The organism is Tenacibaculum sp. nBUS_03 (genome assembly GCF_051201695.1).
Classification (GTDB): Bacteria; Bacteroidota; Bacteroidia; order Flavobacteriales; family Flavobacteriaceae; genus Polaribacter.
The window spans coordinates 4131620-4157512 of sequence record NZ_CP179214.1 but is presented as its reverse complement, the minus strand read 5'-3'; the positions used below and the strand labels follow the sequence as shown (position 1 = coordinate 4157512).

The window sequence follows — 25893 nt, the reverse complement described above, 5'->3', positions numbered from 1 at the left end:
CCTAAATCTCTTTTAATCTTAGAGTTACTGCATTTTTATGTGCCTGTAAGCCCTCTGCTTCTGCCATTAACTCTATTGTTTTACCTATATTTTGAATTCCTTCTTTAGTAATTTTTTGAAACGTAATACTTTTTGTAAAACTATCTAAATTAACTCCAGAATATGCTTTTGCAAACCCGTTAGTAGGTAAAGTATGATTAGTACCTGATGCATAATCACCAGCGCTTTCTGGGGTGTATTTTCCTATAAAAACAGATCCTGCGTTTACTATTTGATTTATAAAGAAATCGTCATTTTTAGTTACTATTATCAAGTGTTCAGGAGCATAATCATTTACAAAACTTATTACTTCATCCTCATTTTTAATCAATACTGATTTTGTGTTTTCTAATGCTTTAATTACAATTTCCTTCCTTGGTAATTTTGCTAATTGATTTTCTATTTCTATTTCAACTTTAGAAAATAAGTCTAGTGAATCTGACACTAAAACAACCTGACTATCTTCTCCATGTTCTGCCTGACTTAATAAGTCTGAAGCAACAAAAGCCGCATCTGCTGAGTCGTCTGCTATTACTAATAATTCACTTGGTCCTGCTGGCATGTCAATTGCAACACCATATTTGGTTGATAACTGTTTTGCAACAGTTACATATTGATTACCTGGTCCAAAAATCTTAGACACTTTAGGTATTGTTTCTGTTCCAAACGTTAAACCAGCGATAGCTTGAATACCACCTACTTTAAAAATTTTAGTAACTCCTACTAATGATGCTGTATATAATATTACTGGATTTATTTTACCTTCACGGTCAGGAGGCGAACACAAAACAATCTCTTTACAGCCTGCTATTTTTGCAGGAACCGCTAACATTAAAACGGTAGAAAATAAAGGAGCAGTTCCTCCAGGAATGTATAGCCCTACTTTTTGAATAGCCCTCTTCTCTTGCCAACATAAAACTCCTTCTGCTGTTTCTACTTCAACTTTAGCTGTTTTTTGAGCAGTATGAAAAATCTCTATGTTTCTTTTTGCATCTTGAATAGCATTCTTTAATTCTTTAGAAACTAATTTTTCAGCGTTTTCAATTTCTTTTGAACTTACTTCTAATGCTTGTAATTCAACTTTATCAAATGCGTTTGTGTATTTATTTATAATAGCGTCTCCGCCTTCTTTAACTTCTTTGAAAATTTGATTAACCGTTTGCTCTATATCCTCTACAGATTTTGTTGGTCTTTGCAATAATGATTTCCATTTATCTTTATTCAATTCTACTGCTTTCATCTACTTTATTTTTAAACTACCATTTTTTCTATCGGACATACTAAAATACCTTCAGCTCCATTACTCTTTAGCTCATCTATAATTTCCCAAAATTGATTTTTATCTAAAACTGAATGTACAGAGCTCCATCCTTCCTCTGCTAATGGCAATACCGTTGGACTTCTCATTCCTGGTAAAATATTAATAATTTTTTCAAGCTTGTCGTTTGGTGCATTTAGCAAAATATATTTAGAACGACTTCCTTTTAAAACCGATTGAATTCTAAACTGTAACTTATTTAAAATTTCTTGTTGAACAACTTCTAATTTTGGAGAAACGGCTAATACTGCCTCTGATTTTAACAGTACTTCTACCTCTTTTAAGTTATTCTTAAATAATGTAGATCCACTTGAAACAATATCACATATTCCATCAGCTAATCCTATGTTGGGAGCAATCTCTACAGAGCCATTAATGATATGCAACTGTGAGCTGATGTTATTTTTCGCTAAGTAATCTTGAACTGTTTTAGGATAAGAAGTTGCTATTTTTTTATTTTGAAAATAGCTCAATCCCTGATAGTTTTCTGCTTTAGGTATGGCTAAAGAAACTTTACATTTTGAAAACCCTAATTTTTCTACAAACTGAATATCGCCTCCTTTTTCAACTAAAAGGTTCTCTCCAATTATTGCTGCGTCAACAACACCATCTTTTAAATACTGAGGAATGTCACCATTGCGTAAATAAAAGATTTCTAAAGGAAAATTACTTGCAGATGCTTTTAGTTGATCTTTCCCGTTATCTATGGATATACCACAGTCTTTTAAAAGTTGTAAGGAATCTTGATTTAGTCTTCCTGATTTTTGAATAGCTATTCTTAATTTACTCATGTTGTTAGTTTATTTGTTTGAGTAAATCTTTACGTGAAGATAATTTCCTTTTAACCAGAAACAAAAAACCCGTTTGATTTACTCAAACGGGTTTAAAATATATTTTGTTTTTATTCAATACATCTTCAATTCGCCTGAGTGCAAATATGATGATGATGATGATGTAATTGAATAAAATTCATGTTCTTATTTTTCCTATTGCAAATATTTGAAATATTTTTTTAATTACACAAGTTATTTTTAATAAAATATTTTACTTTTTTTCTTTTGATTTACAACGAACTAAGTAAATCATAAATATTATCTTCTTTATCAAGACCCATTTTTTTCTTAATTCTATACCTTGTTGTTTCAACACTTCTTGGTGATACATTGATTAATTGAGCTACTTCTTTACTTTTTAAATTTGAAATTATATAAGTACAATGTTTTAAGTCGTTTATAGACAAACTTGGTGTATGCTCTTTTAATTTAGTGAAAAAATTTGGTCTAATTTTTTCAAATTGTATCTTAAAATCCTGCCAAAGTTCTTCTTCTGATATTAATGTTAGTAGTTTTTTATTTACTGTAATTAAATAACTAGAGGCACTTGAATCATTTTCAGAAAACTTTTCAATATCATCACTTATTTTTCTGATAGCATCATTATATGTATTTATTTTTAAAACTCTTGAAAATGTAGCTTGTTCATTTAATTTTAATAAATTTTCTATCTCTTTTTTCCTATCAATTAAGTGTTGGTTATTTTCTTTAAGAGTCAATATCAATCTTTGTAAATCAGAATTAAGCTCTTTAATGCGATTGTTTTGCTTCTTGTTTCTTTTAATTAATAAATAAAGGACTATTGTAAATAATAAGAAAATAAAAATTACTGAAAAACTTAAATACAACTGTTTACTTTGAGTGTTTATTATAGCTTCCTTTTCTAAATTTAATTTACTTTCTAAATCTAACTGTTTTATGAATGATTTACTTAGTTTACCTTCATTCTTCTCATTATCTTCACGTAAATAAATATTAGCTTTTTTATATCTTTCTATTGCTGATACAAAATCTTTATTAGATTCATATACTTTAGCATAAGTTTCATTGATTAGTCCATTTACATAACTATAATTTGCTGAAGTATTTTTTTCAGCAATCTTTAAATTTTTAATTGCTTCTTCATTTTTATTTAATTCAAAATTATTATCAGCAATGAAGTAGTACAAACGACTAATTACTCCTATACGATCTTTGTTTTTATCTATGAGCTTCAAGCAAATTTGAGCATATTCAATAGATTTTTTCCAGTTCTTTCTTTTCCTAGCATTTATTGTCAAATTATAATAGGAATCTATTTGCTGAGGAAGTTCATCTATTTTTTTATAATTAACAATTGCTTTATTATATAACTCTTCTGCTTTTATATAATTCTTTTTTCCCATTGAGATACTAACACCTCTTGAATTATATATAGTACCTTTCAGAAGAAGATCATTAGTTTTTTCGGCTAAATCAAAGGATTTTGAAAAGAAAGAATCAGCTTTTTCATACCTTTTCATAAAGAGATTACTTATTCCCTTTAAGTAATAAATTTTACTATTAATAGTATCTTCTTTTATTACAAATTCATTTAACTTAATAAAACGTAATACACTATCTAATAATCGTTCATCTTCATTTTTTTGAAACAAATAATAACTTTTAACAATTTGTTCTTTATAATTTTTAGGTTTAAACTGTTTAGTAAGATTCTGAGCATTTAAAACAAAACTACAAAAGCCAAAAAAACAGTAATAAAAAGCAGTACTTATCTTCATTACGTCCAAATTCTATAAATAATTTTATCTAAAAAAATTAAAGAAAACCCCTTGTTCCCTATTTTTAAGTCCTATAAATATACATCAAAAATACTACACATAATAAAATGATGGAATTTTAAATATAAAGTATATTACAGTTGAAAAGCTAAAAACCTTACAAAAATAGTAGCTAATTACTTTTTATAACATACTTTAAAAACACTACAGATTACTTAACAATAAGACAAACTTCATGTTTAATGAAAATTTATTAGCTCTCTATAAATTAATACGGTTATAATAGATTTACTAAAAGACTAACTGCTATAATATTTTATTATTGTATATAAAGAGACTCTCTTACTTATTCCATTAACATTTTATTAATCCATCAACTAAAAACACTATTCTTACTTAAAAAAAATAAATAAAACATTTATTATCATAAAATTACACTTAAAAACTACGTATAATTGTAGTATAAAAACATAGTACATCAATACTACTACATTGTTAAAACACCTAGTTTTATGTATTACTTTTGTATTAGAATTACTAATTGTTTTCCCCTTATTTAGTAATTTCAAAAATTAAGCTATCAAAACAATAATTCCCTTGAAAATATAAAAAATTTCACCCTTGTTTTTGGTAGCTTTTTTATTTTACCCTATGTATTCAAGGCTATCTATGATTTTCAATACTAATCGGAATTCACATATTTTAATTATATGAAACAATAAAAAAAACACCTTAAAAGGTGCTTTTTTCACTTATCAATAATATATGTTTTAGATACTTATTGCTTTTATTTTCTTTAAACTTGGAGTTCTTTCAACAAAATCTTCTAAAAGTTCAAAAAAGTTTAAAATATCTTCTTTATTATTATTTGCATTAATTGTAACTAACCTAATGAACGTATTATCTTCAAAGGAACCAAAACCTACAACTGTTATTTGATACTCATACAATGCAGTACAAAGATCAGTAGGATCTACATTTTTATAATTAAAACAAATAGATATTGAATCATCAAAACTATACAAAGTATAGTCAGAATTATTTCTAATATAGTCAAGAGCAAAATTAGCAAGATCAAATTGTTTGTCTACAATCTTTCTTAACCCATTTGCCCCTATAGATTTCCATAATGTCCAAAACTTTAAAGCATCATTTCTTCTACCACATTGAAAAGAAGTTTTACCTAAGTTAAAATCATCCCCGTCTGTTTGGTATAAATAATCAGCATCATTGCTAAAAGAATCATACAGCTGTTTTTTATTATTTACTAAAATTATTGAACATGTTAACGGTGTTCCAAGCATTTTATGAGCATTATAACTAAAGGAGTTTGATCTTTCTACACCTTTTAATAAATGCTTGTATTTTTCACTAAAAATAACACTTCCACAATAAGCGCCATCTACGTGAAGCCATATTTTATACTTTTCTGTAATATCAGCAATTTTATCAATTGGATCAAAAGCTCCTAATACTGTAGTACCTGCTGTAGCATTAACGTAAGTAGGAATAAATCCTTCATTTAAATCTTTAATAATTTGCTCTTCTAACAATTCAGGAATCATTCTTCCCTTATAATCTGCTTTAATATATCGAATGTTATTTCTTCCTATCCCAGTAAAACTAACATTCTTTGAATTGGAATAATGAGACTCTTTTGATGTATAAACAACTAGTGGTTTAGACATCCCCTCTAACCTACATATCGGATCTTTAGCATCACGAGCCATAACAAGTGCCATATAATTACTCATAGAGCCTCCAGTAGGAAATGTACCATTACTTTGAGGGCACTATACCCTATTAAATCACAAGATTTCCTAATAATCTCTTGTTCAATACCCACTTGAGGCCCTGCAACTTTATAAGTATACATACTATTATTAAGCATTACTGCCAATAAATCGCCTAAGACGGCCTTACTTTGCCTTCCTCCAAAAAGTTGGTTAAAAAATAATTTAGTTGCTGTTTTTGGGGTTGAAATAAGAACCTTACCTAATAGAGCTTTAAGCTCATCATCTATCATTCCTGAGTCATTAAGGGAAAGATCAATAGCATTATATAATTCATTTGCATTAATTCTCTTAGCAACTGGGCTACTTTCCTCTTCTTTAATAAGAGTTTCTACTAGTTCGTTAAATAAAGTTAAATCATTATTTATGTCAGACATTTTTACTCTTTTTAAATTTTGTTTTTAATTAAATCGTTGTGTTATAACTCAAAAATCTACTTTTGAAAGTTTTCGTGTTTTCATCGTATGCCCTACATTCACGAATTGGTTTTGCATACAAGTGAAGCGACATACTTCTCTTATTAGATATATTTTCTAAGCTGTGATACCCCATAAAATCCTTCATATAAGTAACTTCATTAGGTTTAGAAATCGTTGTTTTAATAGCTTTTAACTCCCCTACTTCATCCTTTTGGTATATAACCTCTCTAAAATTACCATCAATAACTTTCACCCAGCATTCTTCACCTCCATGATCATGTATTGGAGTACGATGACCTTCAGACCAACAAATCAATATCAACTCAAAATCTTCATTATTAATAATACAATTTCTAGTATAAGACTCGTTAGACCAGGAACAATATTTATCAAATGTGTTCGGTGTAAATGTTATAGAATTAATTATGTGACTAAAAGTCGCCCTCTCTCCCTCAGTGAGAGCTGTAATTAATTCATCTAAAGATTGAAGTACTTTTGGGGTGTGTTCGCTAGAATTCAAATAGGTTTCTACTTTTTGTGTTCGTTTAATATACAAATTCAAGGTCACTCCTTAAATTGAACTAAAGAATTTATTATGATAAATTTAATCATACTAGTTGTAACAAATATAACCGAATTTTATGATTTTTAATATTTATTTAGATTAGAACATAATAAAAACATTATTTCTAATCATTTATGAGTACATTTCATAAACTTATTATATTTTAAAAACAACCATTATGTATGACCCCAATATAACAATAAAAATAGCTGTATTAATAGTATACGTTGGCATCCTTTTTTTAATTGGAATTATGGCATCTAAGCGAATAAAAAGTATGAGTGACTATTATGTAGGAGGTAAAAACATGGGCTTCTGGGCAGTTGCTTTTTCTGCAAGAGCAACTGGTGAATCTGGTTGGCTTCTTATAGGACTAACAGGAATGGGAGCTATAGCCGGATACTCTGGATATTGGGTAGTTGTAGGAGAATTATTAGGGGTTTTCGTTTCCTGGCAATTCATGGCTAAACGTTTCAAAAAAAGATCAGACTCTTATGGAGCTATTACTATTCCTGATTATCTTCACAGTCATTTTAAATCTAAAACTCAAACGCTACGAATTTTAGCAGCGTCAGTACTAGTAATTTTTATAGTCATATATGTTGCTTCTCAAATAGATGTAACTGGTGTTGCTTTTAGATCTATGCTTGGAATTGATTATAAAATAGGAGCTTTAATTGGTTTTTTTATTGTACTTGCTTATATATTTATCGGTGGTTTTGTTGCTGCAGTTTGGTCTGATTTATTTCAAGGTTTACTAATGTTTTTTGGCCTTGTTTTATTACCTATAGTAGTTTGGTTTTCTATGGATCATGGAGCTGGTGTCACTGAGGGTTTAAATGCTATAGACCCAACATTAACACAAATAATGGGTAGAAGTGATGACAAGTGGATGAATCTTTTTACAATTTTAGGATTTTCTATGATTGGATTAGGATTTCTTGGTTCACCGCAAGTTTACGTTCGATTTATGTCAATAAAAAATAAAAAAGAAATAGACAAAGGTAAATGGATTGCTGTTATATTTACATTACTAACTGATGCTGCCGCTGTAACTATTGGTATTTTGGCTCGTATATATTTTACCAAACAAGGTCAAGATCCTGAGGTTATTCTTGGCAATAATGGTGAAGATGTGTTAAGTATGATTACTAATAGTTTTTTACCTACTATACTTGTTGCTATTTTTATTGCCATTGTTTTATCCGCAATAATGTCAACCATTGATTCTCTTTTAATATTAGCATCGAGTGCTATTACTAGAGATTTTTATCAAAAAATTTTTCGTCCAGACATAAAAGATGAAAACCTAACAAAAATATCAAGAACTTCAACGATTATTATCGCTTTTACCGCATTAATAATAGCTATTATAATGAATTACGTATCGCCTGACCGACAAATTTTTTGGGTTATTATCTTTGGTTGGTCTGGAATAGCCGCTACTTTCTGCCCTGTTATTATTCTTTCTCTTTTTTGGAAAGGATATTCAGAAAAAGGAGCTATAGCTTCAATGGTATCAGGATTTATAGCTGTAATTCTATTTAATTTTGTTTTTAAAGAACTAGAAAATATAGGATCCTACTTTGTTGCTCTTGATGTACTTGCTCCTTCCTTTCTAGTTTCAATAATTATTGGTGTTATAATATCTAAAATATTTCCACCAAGGCCAGAAGCTATTAAAATGGTAGAAGAAATTGATTCAAAACCAGAAAACACTAACGTTTAATGTTTATTTTATAAAAAAAGCTCAAGTTAAAAACTTGAGCTTATATAATATATTATTTTAAACCTGTTTATGGTCTGTATGTTATTTTTCGCATACGTAAACTTTCTGGAGTAACCTCTAAATACTCATCAGCTTTAATATACTCCATACATTCTTCTAAAGAGAAATCAATTTTTGGAGCAATCTTAACACTATCATCAGTTCCTGAAGAACGAACGTTTGTTAATTTCTTTCCTTTAATTAAATTCACTCCCATATCATCAGATTTAGCATTTTCTCCTACTACTTGACCAATGTATATCTCTTGATTAGGATCAATAAAAAACCTACCTCTATCTTGCAACCTATCAATTGCATATGCAGTCGCTTTACCAGCTGCAGAAGACACAATTGCTCCTTTAATATCTTCAGCAAATTCACCTTTATATGGCCCGTATTCACTAAATCTATGATTAATAATTGCTTGACCAGCAGTTGCTGTTAATATTTTATTACGTAAACCAATTAATCCTCTAGAAGGAATCGTAAATTCTAAATGTTGTAAATCACCTTTAGGTTCCATCACCAATAAATCTCCTTTTCTAAGAGATACTAAATTAATAGCTTTAGAAGCAACATCTTCAGGAACATCAATTGATAATGTTTCATAAGGCTCACATTTAACACCATCAATTTCCTTTAAAATTACTTGAGGACGACCTACTTGCAATTCATATCCTTCACGACGCATAGTTTCTATCAATACAGATAAATGTAATACTCCACGACCAAAAACATTAAACTTGTCTTCAGAGTCGGTAGTATCAACACGCAACGCTAAGTTTTTCTCCATTTCTTTAAATAAACGATCACGTAAGTGACGAGAAGTAACAAATTTTCCTTCTTTACCAAAAAATGGTGAGTTGTTAATTGTAAACAACATACTCATTGTTGGTTGATCTACTTCAATTCTTGGTAATGCTTCTGGAGCTTCAATATCAGCAATAGTATCACCAATTTCAAAATCATCTATACCAGTTATAGCACAAATATCTCCACTACGTACTTTATCAGTTTCAGCTTTACCCATTCCTTCAAAAACGTGTAATTCTTTAATTCGTACTTTTTTATTGGTACCATCTGCTTTACAAAGCATATAATCTTTATTCTTTTCTAAATCACCTCTGAATACACGTCCAATAGCAATTCTTCCTTTAAAAGAAGAATAATCTAAAGAAGTAATTTGCATTTGAGGACTACCTTCACGGTAAGGAGCTTCAGGAATAGTTTCAATTACCGCATCTAATAAATCGATAATATCAGTTTTCTCATCTTTCCAGTCAGTACTCATCCAACCATTTTTAGCTGAACCGTAGATTGTTGTAAAATCTAATTGATCTTCTGTTGCTTCTAAAGCAAACATTAAATCAAAAACTTTTTCATGTACCAAATCAGGGGTACAGTTTTCTTTATCAACTTTGTTTACAACAACAATTGGTGTTAAACCCAATTCTATTGCTTTTCCTAATACAAAGCGAGTTTGAGGCATAGGACCTTCAAAAGCATCAACCAATAATAAAACACCATCGGCCATTTTTAATACACGCTCTACTTCTCCTCCAAAATCGGCATGCCCAGGAGTATCAATTACATTGATTTTTACATCCTTATAATTTACAGATACATTTTTTGATAAAATTGTAATACCACGCTCACGTTCTAAATCATTATTATCTAATAATAAGTCAGTACGTTCTTTACGGTCATCTAAAATTTTAGCTTGATCTATAATTTTATCAACCAAGGTAGTTTTTCCGTGGTCAACGTGTGCTATAATAGCGATGTTTCTAATTGATTGCATTTTGCTACGTTAAATTTGGCGCAAAAGTAGTGTATTATTATTTAAAAAATATGAATTTTGAATTACGAATTTTAAAAATGTGCCAGAAAGGTTAATTAACTCGCAATTAAAACTATATATTTATCTGATTGCAATTAATTTATTCTTCCTTTATTTCACTTAAATCTTCATCTTCTCTAAAAGCGCTTGGCAAAATATCAGGCATTAGTTTTATTAATAAAGGTAATAGTAAGGCTCCTCCTGGTAACATAAAAATTGTGAACGCAGGAACAGCCTTACAAATATCTAACATTTGTTCTTTTACCTTATTTTTTTCTTCATCCGTTAAAGAAGTAGTTACTGATTTTTTTATCAAAAACACCAACTCTTTGCTTTCTTTAAGCTCCTTAGCTAATCGTTTTTTATTTTTTTGAATAGCTTCTTTTATTTCATCAACAGTAGTCATTAAAGTTTACGACGTGCTTTCTCTGTTTTTAACAAATTCAATTCTCTTGAAGTTTGTCCTGCTACTGAGGTATTCTCTTCAGCTCTACGAATAAGGTATGGCATTACATCTCTAACAGGACCGAAAGGGACGTATTTAGCAACATTATAGCCTTCCTCAGCTAAATTAAAGCTAATATGGTCACTCATACCATATAACTGACCAAACCACATACGTTTATCATTTACTGATATATTATGTTTCTTTGCTAGCTCCATTAACAAAAATGAACTCTCTTCGTTATGTGTTCCTGCAAAGATGGCCATATTTTTATGCTCCATCATATAACGAACTGCTTCGTCATAATTAGTATCCGTTGCTTGTTTATCAACACAAATTGGAGACTCATACCCTTTCTCTTCAGCTCTTGCTCTTTCTTTCTCCATGTAGGCACCTCTAACCACTTTCATACCTATGTGGTAACCTTTTTGGTGAGCTCTTTGGTGTAAATTACGCAAATACTCCATTCTATCATGACGATACATTTGCAATGTATTAAATACAATAGCTTTTTCTTTATTGTAAATTTCCATCAACTCCTCAATTAAATTATCTGCAGCATCTTGCATCCAACTTTCTTCGGCATCAATTAATAAAGGAACATCTTTTTTAACTGCTTCTTTACATACTTCATGAAATCGTTCTACTACCCTATTCCATTCAGTTTGTTCACTAGATGTTAACTCATTACCTTCAGTCAGTTTTTGATATAATGCAAAACGCCCAAATCCTGTAGGCTTAAATACAGCATAAGGAATCGATTTTTTTTCTTCAGCGAAATTAATCGTTTTTAAGGTCATTTGTAAAGCATCATCAAATTGTGCCTCATCTTCTTTTCCCTCAACTGAATAATCCAAAATACTATGAACATTCCCCTTGTTATACATCTTTTCAATGTTAGGCAAACAATCATCTTCAGTTACTCCACCACAAAAATGATCAAATACAGTTGATCTAATTAACCCTTCTACTGGCAAATGCGCTTTTAAAGCAAAATTTGTTACTGCCGTTCCGATACGCACCATTGGTTGGTTTTGTATCATTCTAAATAAAAAATAAGCTCTTTCTAACTCTGAGTCAGATTTTAGTTTAAATGCTGTTTGTGTGTTGTCAAATAGTTTCATCAACTAAATACTATTATTGTTTAATTTGAAAAACAAATATAACCGACTAGTATGACATATATCAATTTTTTCTATTTAATTTGCACCTTTATTAAATTATAGAAAATGACATCAATTCAGGCTGTAACATATCCTATCCATTTTGAAGAAAAAGCATACGATGAATTAGCTAAAATAATAGCTACAAAAAATTACTCCTCTGTTTTTATTTTAGTAGATGATAATACGTTAGAATGCTGTTACCCTCGATTTATTCAATTATTAAATACTAATAAACCGATAGAGGTTATTCAAATAACTCCTGGTGAAGTTTATAAAAATATTGAAACTTGTGTTGGTGTATGGAATGCTATGACTGAATTAGGCGCAGATAGGCATAGTTTATTAATTACCTTAGGAGGAGGTGTTATTACTGATTTGGGTGGTTTTGTAGCTTCTACTTTTAAACGTGGAATCGATTTTATAAATATCCCTACTACTTTACTGAGTATGGTTGATGCTTCTGTCGGAGGAAAAACTGGTGTAGATTTAGGTGTATTAAAAAATCAAATTGGGGTTTTTGCGAACCCAGAAATGATTGTAATTGACCCTGAGTATTTGCATACCGTTACACCACGTGAAATTCGTTCAGGAACCGCTGAAATTATTAAATATGGAATGACTCATGATATTAATTTATTTAATCAAATTAAAGATAACTCTGAATTAAATATTGTGGATTTGATTCACCGTTCTATTGAAATAAAAAATAAAGTAGTTTTAGAAGACCCTAAAGAAAAAAATATTAGAAAAGTTTTAAATTGGGGCCATACCATTGGCCATGGTATTGAGTCATACTTCCTAGAAAATGACTCAAAAGAAAATTTAACACATGGAGAGGCTATAGCAATAGGTATGGTTTGTGAAGCATATATTTCTCATAAAATTTTAGGGTTTCCTAAAGAAAAACTTACCGATATTAAAAATGCTATTATTAATATTTACGGCAAAGTTAGTTTTATTGAAGAAGATTTTACTCCTATTTTTGATTTAATGAAGCACGATAAAAAAAATGTTGGAGGTGAAATCAACTTTATTTTATTAAACGATTATGAAAATTTTAAAATTAACTGTAAAGTTAAAACTAACTTAATTAAAGAAAGTTTAGCGTTTTATGATTCATAAAAACTCTAGACTTCAAAATATTTTTTTTCTGTCAGCTATATTTTACTTAAAATAAAGCAGGAATAAGTTATCTAACAATCTTCCAATTTACAATTAATAAATAGAGCAAACATTTAAAGATTATAATGTTAGATTTAGCCTTTTCATTTCCTCTTGAAGTTCATTAGGTATTTTGCAAGTATTCTTTAGTTGATAGTCTATAATTGTACCGCCTTTATTGTACGTTATTGTTACGCAGTCTTCTATCAATTCTTTTAACTTAACCCTTGCTCTTTGTATTCTTGACTTCGTTGCTGCTACTGAAATATTTAATTCTTCAGCAATTACTTTTTGAGATTTTTTTTCTATATCACTCTTGAACAAAGGAATTCCATATTTCGTTGGCAAGTAATGTTGAATTACAAAACTCGATAAATCACAAACACAGGTCCCTTCTTGATTGATTACAGAATATGAACGTTCTCTATTTTTTTTGGCATTTTCTTTTCTATAATAATCGATAATTAAATTTCTTGCTACCTGAAAAAGCCATGTTTTATAGTTACGGATTTTTACATCTTGACTTAAAACCGTGTGTAATTTAACTCCTATCTCTTGTAAAATATCTTCCGTTTGAGCTTTATTTTCAACTTTTGACATTACAAAATTTGATAAATAATTACTATACGCGCTCCAAATTGTATCAAATTCCATTTGAAAACTTATTTTTCAGATTCAATATAACACTTTTTGTAAATCTTTTCATATTGAGGAAGAACATAATCTAAAGAAAACAACTCAATATGCTTCTTGGCGTTAACTTTAAATTTATTTAACACAACATCATCTTTTAAAACATAGATGGCATTTTTAGCCATGTCATCAACATCGCCTACATTACTTAAAAATCCAGTTTTGTTGTGAATATTAACTTCAGGAAGCCCTCCAGAATTAGTAGACACCACAACCGTACTTGCTGCCATAGCTTCCAAAGCTGCTAAACCAAAACTTTCTGTTTCCGAAGGTAATAAAAACACATCTGTGTAGCACAAAATTTTGGCTACCTCATTACTATTCCCTAAAAATAACACCTTACTTTTAAGTCCTAATTTATCCACCAACTTTTCAGCCTTTATTCGTTCTGGTTCATCTCCCACCATTAATAACTTTGAAGGAATTTCTTTTTGTACTTTGTTGAAAATTTTAATTACATCGTCTGTGCGTTTTACTGGCCTAAAATTACTGATATGCGTTAAAATTCGTTCATTCTCATTTGCTAAAGCACTTCTTTGACATTCTGTTTGATGCGCTTTATTGTACTTTTCTCCATCAATAAAATTATAAACAACCTTTATGTCTTTATCAATATTAAATAATCGTAATGTATCATCCTTTAAACTTTGAGAAACTGCTGTTACTTCATCTGATTTATTAATACTAAACTCCACTGCTGTTTTATAAGTGGGATGACTACCTACTAACGTAATATCTGTTCCGTGTAATGTTGTTACTACCTTTACATTTATACCTTTATCAAACAACATTTTTTTAGCCATATAAGCAGCATACGCATGCGGAATAGCGTAATGTACATGTAATACTTCTAATTGGTATTTCTCAACTACTTCCACCATTTTACTTGACAGAGCTAATTCATAAGGTTGGTATTGAAATAGCGGATACTCTTCCAACATTACTTCATGAAAATGCAATCTGTGTGAAAAAAAATCTAAACGAACAGGTTGATTGTATGTTATAAAATGGACTTCATGTTCTTTATCAGCAAGTGCCATTCCTAGTTCAGTTGCCACCACTCCACTACCTCCAAAAGTTGGATAACACACAATTCCTATCTTCATATTATATCGCTATTAATTTGTAAATATGGTTTATGACGTAAATTTACGGTATTGCTTACTTATTTATGCAAAGATTTTCACAAAAAAACGTCATTACTGATTCAGTAATGACGTTTTTATAGAATGATATATATTAATTCTTAGTAGTCTCCTAAAGTTTCAGGATTTTGTGATAATGAAGCCTCTAACTGCTCGTCATTAGGTGCTTTTCCATGCCATGCATGCGTATTCATCATAAAATCAATACCATTACCCATTTCAGTATACAATAATACACAAACTGGTTTTCCTTTACCTGTTCTTAACTTTGCATCAGCCATTCCATTCAAAATAGCCTCTACATTATTTCCTTCTTTTATTTCAAGAACATCCCAACCGAAGGCTTCAAATTTAGCTTTTATGCTTCCCATCGCCAATACTTGATCAGTAGTACCGTCAATTTGCTTTTCATTAACATCCACTGTAGATATTAAATTATCTACTTTTTTTGCTGAAGCATACATTGCAGCCTCCCAAATTTGACCTTCTTGCAATTCACCGTCACCGTGCAACGTGTATACAATTTTATCATCTCCGTTTAGCTTTTTAGCTTGAGCCGCACCAATAGCAACACTCATTCCTTGTCCTAATGATCCTGAAGCAATACGGATACCTGGTAAATGATCGTGTGTTGTAGGGTGCCCTTGTAAACGTGTATCTAATTTTCTAAATGTTGCTAACTCAGCAACAGGAAAAAAACCGCTACGTGCTAACACACTATAGTAAACAGGTGATATGTGTCCGTTTGACAAAAAGAATAAATCTTCATTTTCACCATCCATTTTAAAATCAGTAGAATAATCCATGATTTCTTGATACAAACATGTAAAGAACTCAGCACATCCTAATGAACCACCTGGATGACCAGAATTAACCGCATGGACCATACGAACTATATCTCGTCTAACTTGTTGTGTAAAATCTTGAAGTTGTTGTGTTGTTGGCATTATTGTTTTGTTTTATGCTGACAAAAGTAATTGTTTAAAAAAGAATTGCCAATTTCTTTTTTAAACAATTAAAAAGAAAAAAAGGGTTCATGAGTAAACTTTCTTTTTCTTGTAATTTCCCCGTGTAATTATATAATGAATTGAACCCTTTCATTTACGTACTTCAAAGAACCTAATTCTAAGGAAATCTGGCAAAACATTGCAGTCTACTTTCATGAAAAACGAGTTACTAAAAACATAAAATCTTTATTTTCAGCAAAATAAAAACAACACCTTTTTAGCTTTAAAATAGTAGATTTGGGTTTTTAAAATCATTCTATGTTTTTTTTTATAAAGAAATATCTATGCCTTTTCATTATTACACTAATCCTTTCCTTAAAAATTAACGCTCAACAATCAAATGTACTTGATTCTTTAACCAAAAAGAGTTTTCAGGAATTAACTGATTTATTTTATGCAAGTAAACCTGATATAGCCAAAGCTATTCAATATGCGAATGCTAATTATTTAAAAGCTATACAAGAAAAAGATACTATGGAGATGATAAATTCTAAATATATTTTAGCTGACATTAAAAACAACAGTAATATTTTTTTAAATTTTTGTGACTCTTTAATAGAAGTTTACTCTAAAGAACCAACTAAAAATTTTCCCTCAGCAATATATTTACGTAAAGGAAAATATTATTTTCACAATAAAAAAAATAGTGATGCTTTAAATCAATTTTCATTAGTTAGTAAACAGTTAAAAATTAATAAAAATGATAGCTTAAAAACAGTAAACTATTTGTTTTTAGGCTTAATGAAGTCAGTAATAAAAAAAAATAAAGAATCCTTTTACTATTTAAAAAAATCATACTCTTTGTTTAATAAAAACAAAAACTACCAATCTAATAAAGATTTAATCTCCTTACCTATTAATATAGCCATAAGATATAATAAATTAAATATGTTTGATTCAGCATCTTATTATAACAAAAAAGGCATTAAATTATATAAAAACCTAAAAGATGAAGAATACCTAGGGTCGTCATACTACATAAAAGGCATGATAGAATTTAATCAAAAAAAATTAAAAAAATCTATTAAATCTATCCAAAAATCAATACCTTCTTTCATAAGTGATGAAAATTTCCCTTTATTAATTAGTAGTTACAGTAAAATCGCTAGATGTTACGAATTAAGCAACAAAGACCTAGCCTGCAAACACCACTTAAAAGTAGACTCAATATACAACAAAACAAGAATCAAAAATTTTAATATAAAATATAGTTTTCTATTTCTAATAAACTACTACAAACAAACTAATAATATTGAAAAACAACTGGTATATATAAATAAGCTTCTAGAAATAAAAGAATTTGAACTAACTGAAAAAAACAAAATCAATAAAACATTTACAGAAGAATATGACATTCCTAACTTACTAGCTGAAAAGAAAAAAATAATATTAGAATTAGAAAATAACGTTAAAAGATCTAACCAAAATATAATTATAGCCATACTAATTATTTTTGCAAGTATTATTTTAGTATTCTACCAAATAAGAAAAAAGAAAGTTTATAAAAAACGTTTCTTAGCAATTGTAAACCAAGAGAATTTTATTAACCCAAAACTTTCATCAAAAGAAAAAACTACAGCTAATAAACCAAAGCTTTCAAATTCCATAGTTACAGCTATTTTAAAAGAACTTGATACTTTTGAGAAAGAAGAAGTGTATTTACAAAGTGATAATAGTTTACAAAATTTAGCGAATAAGTTAAATACTAATGCGAATTATTTATCCAAAGTAATAAATCAGCATAAAAACACTACATTTTCAAACTATATTAATAAATTACGAATTGAGTATGCGGTAAAAAGATTAAAAAAAGATCCTTTATGGAGAAAATACACTATTAAAGCTATTGCAACTGAAGTTGGTTTTAAAAATGCAGAATCATTTTCAAAAGCTTTTGTTAAATTCACTGAACTCAAACCTTCTTATTTTATTAAAAATCTAGAAAAGTAACCCCTTCTTTTTTTAACTTAAATTAACATAATTAGGTGTTGCAATTTAGTAGATTGCAAAAAAATTATTAAAATGAAACACCTTTCACTACTATTTACACTTTTAACAGTGCAGCTCTTTGCTCAAAAGAGCCCCAATTGGTTAAGGCACTCCTCAATATCACCTAATGGAAAAGAGATTGTATTTACCTACAAAGGCGATTTATATAAAGTTCCTTCAACTGGTGGTAATGCAATTCAATTAACTTTTCATAAAGCACACGATTACAAGGCTATTTGGAGCAAAGACAGTAAAAAAATTGCCTTTTCCTCTAACCGCTATGGTAATTTTGACATCTATATTATGGATGCAAGAGGTGGTGAGGCAAAAAGATTAACTTTTCACTCTGCTGATGAAATTCCTTTTACTTTTTCTGCAAATAATAAAGATGTTATTTTCGGAGCGCAACGTCAAGATCAAGTAAAGCATCGACAATACCCTACAGGTTCTCAACCTGAGCTATATAGTGTACCTACAATTGCAGGACGAGTTAGCCAACTGTTCACCGTACCTGCGGAATATGTGCAAGTATCTAAAAATGGTAAAACCATGTTATACCACGACAAAAAAGGTGGTGAAAACGAATGGCGTAAGCATCATAAATCATCTATTACTAGAGACATATGGAAGTATGATAGCAAAAGTAATACTCATACAATGATTACTTCTTTTGCTGGAGAAGATAGACATCCTTTTTTCTCTGAAGATGAGAAAAGCATGTATTATTTAAGCGAGAAAAGCGGCACTTTTAATGTGCATAAAATGAATATTAACAATCCTAACCAGAATCAACAAATAACAAACTTCAAATTACACCCAGTGCGTTTCTTAAGTATTGGTAATGGAATTTTGAGTTTTGGATACGATGGTGAATTGTATACCATGAAAGAAGGTAAAAAACCTTCTAAAATATCAGTTATTATTAGAACACAAAGTAAAGATAATAGTGATAAATTCATCTCAATTAATGGAGGAGTTAATGAAATGGCTATCTCTCCAAATGGAAAAGAAATTGCTTTTATTTCAAGAGGTGAAGTTTTTGTTACTTCTGTAAATGAATCTTTTACTAAAAGGCTAACAAACACATCAGAAAGAGAGCGTTTCGTAACCTGGTCTGCTGATGGAAAATCTGTAGTATATAGTAGCGAAAGAAATGGAAGATGGAGTATTTATAAAACAGAAAAAGTAAGAAAAGAAGAACCTTTCTTTTTTGCTTCTACCCTAGTAAAAGAATCTCCAGTCATAGAAAACAAACTAGATAATTATTTACCTGAATTTTCACCTGACAGTTCTAAAATAGCATTTGTTGAAGGTAGGCGAACCTTGAAGGTAATGAATTTAAAGACTAAAAAACAAGTAACTTTATTAACACCCAAAGATTTATTTCACATGAGTGATGGAGATAAATATTTTACTTGGAGTCCGGATAGTAAATGGTTATTAGTTGGATGGAGCAAAACATTAAGCAATAGCGAAGTGTTATTAATGGCTGCTGATGGTACTAAACGTATAAACCTAACTGAGAGTGGTTATAGAGATTATTATCCGAAATGGGTTAATGATGGAAAACAAATGTTATGGTTTAGTAATAGAAACGGATTAAAGTCTTATGCTACAAGTGGACGATCACAAACTGATGTTCACAGTATGTTTTTTACTCAAGAAGCTTGGGACGAATTTAATCTTAGCGATGAAGAGTTTAAATTGATGAAAGCCATTAAAGCTATCCAAGAGGAAGAAAAAAAGAAAGCCAAGAAAAAAGAGAAAGCTACCGATAAGAAAGATAAAAAAGACAAGAAAAAAAATAAAAAGAAAGCTAAAGACAAAAAAGAAGTAAAACCACTTACTTTTGATTGGGATAGCATGAAAGAAAGAACAAAACGATTAACGATACATTCTTCTAGCCTTGGTGATGCTGTTTTATCTAAAAAAGGGGATGTTTTATATTATTTAGCACGCTTTGAAGGTAAAATGAACCTTTGGAGTACCAATTTACGCACCAAAGAAACAAAGATGGTAATGCGATTAAACGCCAATTTTGGCTCTTTACAATGGGATAAGCAAATGAAAAACTTATACCTTTTAAGTGGGGGTAGAATTTCTAAAATTAATCCAGCTAAAAAGAGTAAAAAGCCAGTAAAAATTAAAGGTGAAATGATGTTGAATACCGATGCGGAGAGAGTAGCTATGTTTAATCACGTATGGATAAGAACTAATGCTATTTTTTACCATCCAGATTTTCATGGAACTGACTGGGATAAAATGAAAAAAGAATACAAAAAATACTTACCTTCAATCGGTAACTCTTTTGAATTCTCAGAAATGCTTTCTGAAATGTTAGGGGAATTAAACGTATCGCATGCCGGAGCTGGTTATCGAACAAGTATTAAAAATGCTGATGCAACTGCTTCCTTAGGTATTTTTATGAATTACAATCATAAAGACAATGGTATTTTGATAGATGAAGTTATCAAAGATGGTCCGATTAGACAAGTCCTCTTTAAACGTAAAAGCGGGAATGATAATAGAAAAAATTGATGGTGTTACCATTAATAAAAATCAAGATATAGCTAAATATTTAAATAGAAAAGCGGGAAAATTTGTACTGCTTAATATTAAAGACCCTAAAACAAAGAAAGAACAATCTATAACAGTTAAGCCTATTTCTCTTAGACAAGAAAGTCGTTTACTATATAAAAGATGGGTGAACATCAATGAAAAAGAGGTAAACAAATTAAGTAATGGAAAATTAGGTTATGTTCATATTCCAGGAATGAGCGACGGCCCTTACAGAAGTATCTATAAAGACATCATGGGAAAATTCTCTGAACGTAAAGGAATTATTATCGATACACGTTTTAATGGAGGTGGTGATTTGGTTGCTGATTTAGCTATGTTCTTTACAGGAGTCCCTTTTATTTCTTATGAAACAGAAGCTAAGGTAGTTGGAAGAGAACCTACATCACGATCGGACCAAACCTACCTTATCTATTTTTAATGAAAGTATGTATTCAGACGGGCATTGTTATGCTGCTGGGTATACAGATCTTAAAATTGGAAAAACAGTAGGTATGCCAGTTCCTGGTACTTGTAGTTTTGCTGGATGGGAAGGCTTGCCTAATGGAGGTTACTGGGGAGTTGTTCCTGTTAGTGCTAAGGATAAATCTGGAAAATGGATGGAAAACAACCAAACAATGCCTATGATTAAAGTGAAAAACATGCCAGGTATTATTGATAACGGTCGTGATCAACAATTGGAACGATCTGTATCAGAAATGCTTAAAGACATTAAGTAATTTCTTAACATACATCAACTAAAAAAGGGTAAAGTATACTATACTTTACCCTTTTTTCAATTTAATACTATATTTCACTTACTTAAGATTGAATCTCTTTAAATATGAAAACTATTAAATTTTACACCAAGCATATTTAGAAATTGAAAATTTAGAAACAATAAACTCTGGAAAAAAAATACCAATAGAGCCATTACTAACAAGTTCTGTTATAACAAATCACAATTTTTTTTCATATTCAAACTCTTGTATATCCTTAGATTCTTAGCGTAAAAATATAATCTCTTCACTATCAATAAATAATAGTGAATTTTGCATTTGTCCTCTTTATTATTTTTTTATTATTATATTTAAAAAAGATTATAAATCAACGCTTTAAACCCCTTACCAATGAAAAACAAATATTTCTTCTCATTTGTTTCACTTTTTATTTGTCTTAATGTATTCTCTCAGAATAGAAACATACTAAATCCTAAGTACGAACAATTATTTAAAACCATACCAATAGTAAAATCAGACGCTCCAAAATGGGTACATTTACTATACAATTTTAATCCTAATTACTATAAAATCGAAAAGGCTTTTCATAATTATTATAAAGACCACATATTTGAAAAAAATATTCATACCCAAAATTTCAAGTATTTTTCGAAAATTATTCATAACCATGATTATCTAAAAGATAATGGAGATATTCACATTCCCTCTTTAAGTGAGTTAGAAAAAAATGCAACTCGAGTTTTACGATCACGTAGTTCTTCAAAAAAAAATACATCAACTGCAAACTGGATTCCTCTTGGTCCCTTTGAAACCTTTAAAAATGGAGGCGTTGAGCAAAAGAGCTCACAGGTTAACGCTTATGCCTTTGCGCAATCAACCGTAAATCCAAATATTTTATATGTGGGTGCCGAAACTTCTGGAGTTTATAAATCTACAGACAAGGGATTAAACTGGAGTTCAATTGGTGATTTTGTTTTTAATGATGGATCCATCCAATCAATAGAAATTGACCCTACAAATCCAGAGATTGTTTATATAAGTGTAGGAAACAAATTATATAAAACCATGGACGGAGGTACCAATTGGAATGTACTGCTAAATGAATGGAATTTAAAAATCACAGCAATTACCATTAATAACAACAATCCTCAAATAGTTCTAGTAGCAGGAAATAGTGGGCTTAAAAGAAGTACAGATGGCGGTTCGAGCTGGACCACAGTTTTTACGGACCGATGCTGGGATATCAAATTAAAAACCGATGACCCAAACACTGTTTTTTTAGCAAAAAAAAATATTACTAAAAATATTACTGAACTACTAAAATCGACAGACAACGGAATTACTTTTAGCACCAAAAATAACGGATGGTTTTCACCTATTGGAGGTGTTGCCGCTAGCGATGGCGGTGCCAGAATAGGAGTCACAAACGCTGATTCAAACAGAGTTTATGTGGTACTTTTAGGGGAAGAAAATGACAATGTTGATGATAATAATTACATAGGTATTTATAGAAGTGATAACGCTGGTGAAAGTTGGACCACCCCTTATGATGGAAATAGTGACGGGACACCTGATAATGAGCCAGGAGGCCCTTATAGCAGTAATCATTGGTGCTTCACTCACTTCGGTGTAACTACAACAGGGTACAATCAAGGATACTACGATTTAGATATTGAAGTGTCCGATATAAACCCCGATCACATTATGATGGGATCTTTGAACTTATTTAAATCTGAAGACGGAGGTGTTACTTATACAAGATGGGGAGGATATGGATGTACAGGATGTGGAAGCGAATATAGGCATCCCGATATTCAAGAAATAGAAATGAACGGAAATGATGTTTGGGTTTGTAGTGATGGTGGTATTGATTATTATGACGCGAATTTAGATTTTGTTGAGTCAAGAAACAATGGTATTAATGGTTCGGACTATTGGGGATTTGATCAAGGATGGAATCATGATGTTTTTGTTGGAGGAAGATATCATAACGGTAATGCCGCTTTCTACGAAAACTACCCATTCGGAAAATTTTTATCACTAGGAGGGGCTGAATCAGCAACAGGATATGTAAATAAAGGTGAAAATAGAAAAGTGTATCACAGTGATATTTCTGGTAAAGAAATCCCTGAAGAAATTACTGGTACAATTACGAATATAAGTAAGTACGCTCTTTTCCCAAATGAAAGTTATGTTTTTTCAAATAGAAGCGAAATTGTTAATGATCCGAGATATTGGAATACTCTTTATCTTGGAAAAGAAAATAAATTATGGAAGAGTGATAATGGAGGCCAATCTTTCAATCTAGTAAAGGAGTTTGGATCCGATACTGGTAACTTTGTAAGAGCAATTGAAATTTCAAGAAACAATCCAAATATTATATTCATAACTCAAAGACATGGAAATTCTGGTAAACTCTGGAAATCTGTGGACAATGGACAAAATTGGACGGAAGTATTAATACCTGCAAAACATAAAACCATGTATTTATCGCTTAATACAAATGATGAACTATTTTTAGGTTTAAATAATGGATTTAGTAACTCTAACAAAATCTTTAAATCTAGTGACTGGGGTAATTCATGGAATAACTTAACTACATCAACATTGAATGGTGAAAAAATAACCAATATTCAAGTTCAAGACGGAACTGACGGAGGAATCTATATAACCTCTAACAAAATGATTTGGTATCGAAACAATGGACATGCAGATTGGCAAAGTTTTTCAGATAATCTTCCGCTTCACTTGAGAATTATTAAAATTCTTCCCTTCTACAAAAAAGAAAAATTAAGAATTGCTTCAAATCGTGGAATTTGGGAGAGCGATTTTTTTGAACGTTCATTACCTAAAGCGCAACCAATGGTAGTAAAACAAACAATCAATTGCAATAGATATGAAGTACAGTTTGAAGATTATTCTATCCTAAACCATGACCAAGCTTCTTGGGAATGGACTTTTCCTGGTGCAAACCTTTTAACATCTAGTAATATAAGAAATCCGCGAGTGATTTACCCTTCTCCAGGAGAATACAGCGTTAGCCTTAAAGTAACAGACAAACATGGAAACATCAGTGATAAAACGGTTACAAAATTAATAACTGTTGGTGATGATTATTGTGCTACGGAATCAGAACCGAAAATGGCCTTGGCATGTAACCAAACCAATGATTATGTTTCGAACAATAGTATTAATGAAGAAAATATATCTAATTTTAGTTTTACGGCTTGGATAAAACCTAACGATATTCAACCAAATTATGCAGCCATTTTTAGTTTGTCCGAAGGATGCGTTCTAAATTTTAGAGAATCAAACAATACATTAGGTATTCATTGGAAAGGAGGAAACTATTGGTGGTGGGACTCTAATCTTGAAGTTCCCGCAGACGAATGGTCTTACGTAGCTATTACTGTTACACCTTCAAAAATAACTTTGTATTTAAATGAAAAATCTCACTCTTGGAGTTTAACCACTGCTCCTTTTAACTTAACTCAGATAAACTTAGGCACCTATTATCAATGGGAATCAAGAAATTACAAAGGATTAATTGAAGAAGCTACCTTCTGGAAGAGAGCACTTACGGCAAAAGAAATACGATTGGCAAGACACCTTACTAAAGCCGATGTTAGCGATAATAATATACTAGCTTATTATCAATTTAATAATGAATCTTCTGGAACAATTTATGATAAAAAGGGAGCCAATGATCTTAATTTAAATGGAAATGCCGTTTTGGTAACTTCAGATGCACCAATAGGTTATGGGAAAAGTAGTTCGTTAAATATTAATTCAGATGGTACTGCTAACTTTGTTGATGCGAATTGTAAAATGATTTTTAATAGTAATGGAACTATACCTAATGGTGCTGTAGTAGTATCAAAGATCAATGTAAACCCTAGTGTACTTCCGAGTACTAATACTGTTGACGACACTTATTGGATTATTAATAATTACGGAACCAATCAAACATTTGATGCTATAGAAAATATTACTTTTTCTAATCTTAACAATATCAATACTCTTAATTCAAACGAAGTTGTGCTTTTCAAAAGAAATTCTAACGATGGTGCTACATCAGATTGGGGTACTTATATTGAAGAAGCTATTAACATCAACTCCTCTGAGCTAGGAGCTACTTTTTCTAATTCAGGAAGTATAGATTCATTTGGTCAATTTTATATTGGTAGTAAAAAAGCTCTTAATATTAATAATGAAAATAAAAATCAATTTCTTGTATATCCTAATCCTTTAAATAAAGGTGGCTATTTATACTTTAAAAATATAAATAACAAGGCAAGAATAACAATCTATGATATCAATGGTAAACAACTATTAAAGAAAATTATAACTGACAAAGTTCCTTTAAAAACTACTTTGCTATCTACTGGAATGTATTTTTACACAATCGAAACGGCTACCAAAATAGAGAATGGTAAGCTGCTTATTGATTGAGACTTTTAAAATAGAAAACCTCATAAGTAAAACATATCTTACCTATGAGGTTTTATTTCTTATCAATTAATAGGTGTGAATATTTCTTCAAAACAAAAACATATTTTGCTCTTTTTTAATTAGTTATTTCGTCAAAATGTTTGCACTAAAGTAATCCAAGATATTCTATCACTCAGGCTTGTTTCTTTAATTTTAATGACCTAG

At 30.3% G+C, this 25893-nt stretch carries 19 protein-coding genes; 7 read left to right on the top strand and 12 right to left on the bottom strand.

The features are described from left to right. Window position 1 precedes the first annotated feature (1 nt). From hisD to ACMFBB_RS18925, 6 genes are all read right to left on the bottom strand, one after another. Window positions 2–1279 carry a histidinol dehydrogenase gene (gene hisD, locus ACMFBB_RS18950; protein WP_435262299.1) on the bottom strand — a complete coding sequence of 426 codons (1278 nt, stop codon included), beginning with the start codon at window positions 1277–1279 and terminating at the stop codon, window positions 2–4. Between the two features lie 11 nt (window positions 1280–1290). Then, window positions 1291–2148: an ATP phosphoribosyltransferase gene (gene hisG, locus ACMFBB_RS18945; RefSeq protein WP_435262298.1), complete on the bottom strand. Its 858-nt coding sequence runs from the start codon at window positions 2146–2148 to the stop codon at window positions 1291–1293. Between the two features lie 272 nt (window positions 2149–2420). Beyond that, window positions 2421–3950: a tetratricopeptide repeat protein gene (locus tag ACMFBB_RS18940; RefSeq protein WP_435262297.1), complete on the bottom strand. Its 1530-nt coding sequence runs from the start codon at window positions 3948–3950 to the stop codon at window positions 2421–2423. A gap of 770 nt (window positions 3951–4720) precedes the next feature. Next, window positions 4721–5704, bottom strand: a complete 984-nt coding sequence (locus tag ACMFBB_RS18935) for a pyridoxal phosphate-dependent decarboxylase family protein (RefSeq protein WP_435262296.1) — start codon at window positions 5702–5704, stop codon at window positions 4721–4723. Beyond that, a complete protein-coding gene (locus ACMFBB_RS18930) occupies window positions 5701–6120 on the bottom strand; it encodes a hypothetical protein (RefSeq protein ID WP_435262295.1) in 420 nt (139 codons plus the stop codon). Before ACMFBB_RS18930 ends, ACMFBB_RS18935 begins: the two co-directional genes overlap by 4 nt. 28 nt (window positions 6121–6148) lie before the next feature. After that, on the bottom strand, window positions 6149–6682 hold the full coding sequence (locus ACMFBB_RS18925) for a cysteine dioxygenase (protein WP_435262294.1): 534 nt from the start codon (window positions 6680–6682) through the stop codon (window positions 6149–6151). A 223-nt stretch (window positions 6683–6905) separates the two neighbouring features. Between ACMFBB_RS18925 and ACMFBB_RS18920 the strand changes: the two genes are divergently transcribed. Next, window positions 6906–8456 (top strand): sodium/proline symporter, encoded by a 1551-nt coding sequence (locus ACMFBB_RS18920; RefSeq protein ID WP_435262293.1) that lies wholly within the window; start codon window positions 6906–6908, stop codon window positions 8454–8456. 67 nt (window positions 8457–8523) lie between these two features. On the opposite strand, the gene typA is transcribed toward ACMFBB_RS18920, so the two are convergent. The 3 genes from typA to ACMFBB_RS18905 form a co-directional block, all read right to left on the bottom strand. Further along, a complete protein-coding gene (gene typA / locus ACMFBB_RS18915) occupies window positions 8524–10296 on the bottom strand; it encodes a translational GTPase TypA (protein WP_435262292.1) in 1773 nt (590 codons plus the stop codon). A 139-nt stretch (window positions 10297–10435) separates the two neighbouring features. Continuing rightward, window positions 10436–10741 carry an LETM1 domain-containing protein gene (locus ACMFBB_RS18910; RefSeq protein ID WP_435262291.1) on the bottom strand — a complete coding sequence of 102 codons (306 nt, stop codon included), beginning with the start codon at window positions 10739–10741 and terminating at the stop codon, window positions 10436–10438. Then, window positions 10741–11907, bottom strand: coding sequence for a proline dehydrogenase family protein (locus ACMFBB_RS18905; RefSeq protein ID WP_435262290.1), 1167 nt, complete (start codon window positions 11905–11907; stop codon window positions 10741–10743). The genes ACMFBB_RS18910 and ACMFBB_RS18905 overlap by 1 nt, the downstream gene beginning before the upstream one ends. A gap of 102 nt (window positions 11908–12009) precedes the next feature. Between ACMFBB_RS18905 and aroB the strand changes: the two genes are divergently transcribed. Beyond that, window positions 12010–13068 carry a 3-dehydroquinate synthase gene (aroB, locus tag ACMFBB_RS18900; RefSeq protein WP_435262289.1) on the top strand — a complete coding sequence of 353 codons (1059 nt, stop codon included), beginning with the start codon at window positions 12010–12012 and terminating at the stop codon, window positions 13066–13068. A 120-nt stretch (window positions 13069–13188) separates the two neighbouring features. Here aroB and ACMFBB_RS18895 read toward each other — a convergent pair whose 3' ends face one another. The 3 genes from ACMFBB_RS18895 to ACMFBB_RS18885 form a co-directional block, all read right to left on the bottom strand. Beyond that, the gene (locus ACMFBB_RS18895; protein WP_435262288.1) at window positions 13189–13761 is read right to left on the bottom strand and encodes a sigma factor-like helix-turn-helix DNA-binding protein; all 573 of its coding nucleotides are present in this window, start codon (window positions 13759–13761) and stop codon (window positions 13189–13191) included. An 8-nt stretch (window positions 13762–13769) separates the two neighbouring features. Beyond that, window positions 13770–14906: an N-acetyl-alpha-D-glucosaminyl L-malate synthase BshA gene (gene bshA, locus ACMFBB_RS18890; protein WP_435262287.1), complete on the bottom strand. Its 1137-nt coding sequence runs from the start codon at window positions 14904–14906 to the stop codon at window positions 13770–13772. 140 nt (window positions 14907–15046) lie between these two features. Beyond that, complete coding sequence (locus ACMFBB_RS18885) at window positions 15047–15892, bottom strand: transketolase (RefSeq protein ID WP_435262286.1); 846 nt, start codon at window positions 15890–15892, stop codon at window positions 15047–15049. Between the two features lie 318 nt (window positions 15893–16210). On the opposite strand from ACMFBB_RS18885, the gene ACMFBB_RS18880 reads away from it, so the two are divergent. From ACMFBB_RS18880 to ACMFBB_RS18860, 5 genes are all read left to right on the top strand, one after another. Next, complete coding sequence (locus ACMFBB_RS18880; RefSeq protein ID WP_435262285.1) at window positions 16211–17902, top strand: helix-turn-helix domain-containing protein; 1692 nt, start codon at window positions 16211–16213, stop codon at window positions 17900–17902. Window positions 17903–17974: 72 nt separating this feature from the next. Then, complete coding sequence (locus ACMFBB_RS18875) at window positions 17975–20479, top strand: S41 family peptidase (protein WP_435262284.1); 2505 nt, start codon at window positions 17975–17977, stop codon at window positions 20477–20479. Continuing rightward, window positions 20460–20939: a S41 family peptidase gene (locus ACMFBB_RS18870; RefSeq protein ID WP_435262283.1), complete on the top strand. Its 480-nt coding sequence runs from the start codon at window positions 20460–20462 to the stop codon at window positions 20937–20939. Before ACMFBB_RS18875 ends, ACMFBB_RS18870 begins: the two co-directional genes overlap by 20 nt. After that, window positions 20887–21237 carry a hypothetical protein gene (locus ACMFBB_RS18865; RefSeq protein ID WP_435264347.1) on the top strand — a complete coding sequence of 117 codons (351 nt, stop codon included), beginning with the start codon at window positions 20887–20889 and terminating at the stop codon, window positions 21235–21237. The genes ACMFBB_RS18870 and ACMFBB_RS18865 overlap by 53 nt, the downstream gene beginning before the upstream one ends. A 390-nt stretch (window positions 21238–21627) precedes the next feature. Further along, window positions 21628–25689 carry a LamG-like jellyroll fold domain-containing protein gene (locus tag ACMFBB_RS18860; protein WP_435262282.1) on the top strand — a complete coding sequence of 1354 codons (4062 nt, stop codon included), beginning with the start codon at window positions 21628–21630 and terminating at the stop codon, window positions 25687–25689. Window positions 25690–25893 lie beyond the last annotated feature (204 nt).

Bases quoted from the DNA above. Each gene is read 5' to 3' on its own strand.
- hisD (WP_435262299.1), bottom strand. From the start codon at position 1,279: ATGAAAGCAGTAGAATTGAATAAAGATAAATGGAAATCATTATTGCAA.
- hisG (WP_435262298.1), bottom strand. From the start codon at position 2,148: ATGAGTAAATTAAGAATAGCTATTCAAAAATCAGGAAGACTAAATCAA.
- ACMFBB_RS18940 (WP_435262297.1), bottom strand. From the start codon at position 3,950: ATGAAGATAAGTACTGCTTTTTATTACTGTTTTTTTGGCTTTTGTAGT.
- ACMFBB_RS18935 (WP_435262296.1), bottom strand. From the start codon at position 5,704: ATGAGTAATTATATGGCACTTGTTATGGCTCGTGATGCTAAAGATCCG.
- ACMFBB_RS18930 (WP_435262295.1), bottom strand. From the start codon at position 6,120: ATGTCTGACATAAATAATGATTTAACTTTATTTAACGAACTAGTAGAA.
- ACMFBB_RS18920 (WP_435262293.1), top strand. From the start codon at position 6,906: ATGTATGACCCCAATATAACAATAAAAATAGCTGTATTAATAGTATAC.
- typA (WP_435262292.1), bottom strand. From the start codon at position 10,296: ATGCAATCAATTAGAAACATCGCTATTATAGCACACGTTGACCACGGA.
- ACMFBB_RS18910 (WP_435262291.1), bottom strand. From the start codon at position 10,741: ATGACTACTGTTGATGAAATAAAAGAAGCTATTCAAAAAAATAAAAAA.
- aroB (WP_435262289.1), top strand. From the start codon at position 12,010: ATGACATCAATTCAGGCTGTAACATATCCTATCCATTTTGAAGAAAAA.
- ACMFBB_RS18895 (WP_435262288.1), bottom strand. From the start codon at position 13,761: ATGGAATTTGATACAATTTGGAGCGCGTATAGTAATTATTTATCAAAT.
- bshA (WP_435262287.1), bottom strand. From the start codon at position 14,906: ATGAAGATAGGAATTGTGTGTTATCCAACTTTTGGAGGTAGTGGAGTG.
- ACMFBB_RS18885 (WP_435262286.1), bottom strand. From the start codon at position 15,892: ATGCCAACAACACAACAACTTCAAGATTTTACACAACAAGTTAGACGA.
- ACMFBB_RS18880 (WP_435262285.1), top strand. From the start codon at position 16,211: ATGTTTTTTTTTATAAAGAAATATCTATGCCTTTTCATTATTACACTA.
- ACMFBB_RS18875 (WP_435262284.1), top strand. From the start codon at position 17,975: ATGAAACACCTTTCACTACTATTTACACTTTTAACAGTGCAGCTCTTT.
- ACMFBB_RS18870 (WP_435262283.1), top strand. From the start codon at position 20,460: ATGATAATAGAAAAAATTGATGGTGTTACCATTAATAAAAATCAAGAT.
- ACMFBB_RS18860 (WP_435262282.1), top strand. From the start codon at position 21,628: ATGAAAAACAAATATTTCTTCTCATTTGTTTCACTTTTTATTTGTCTT.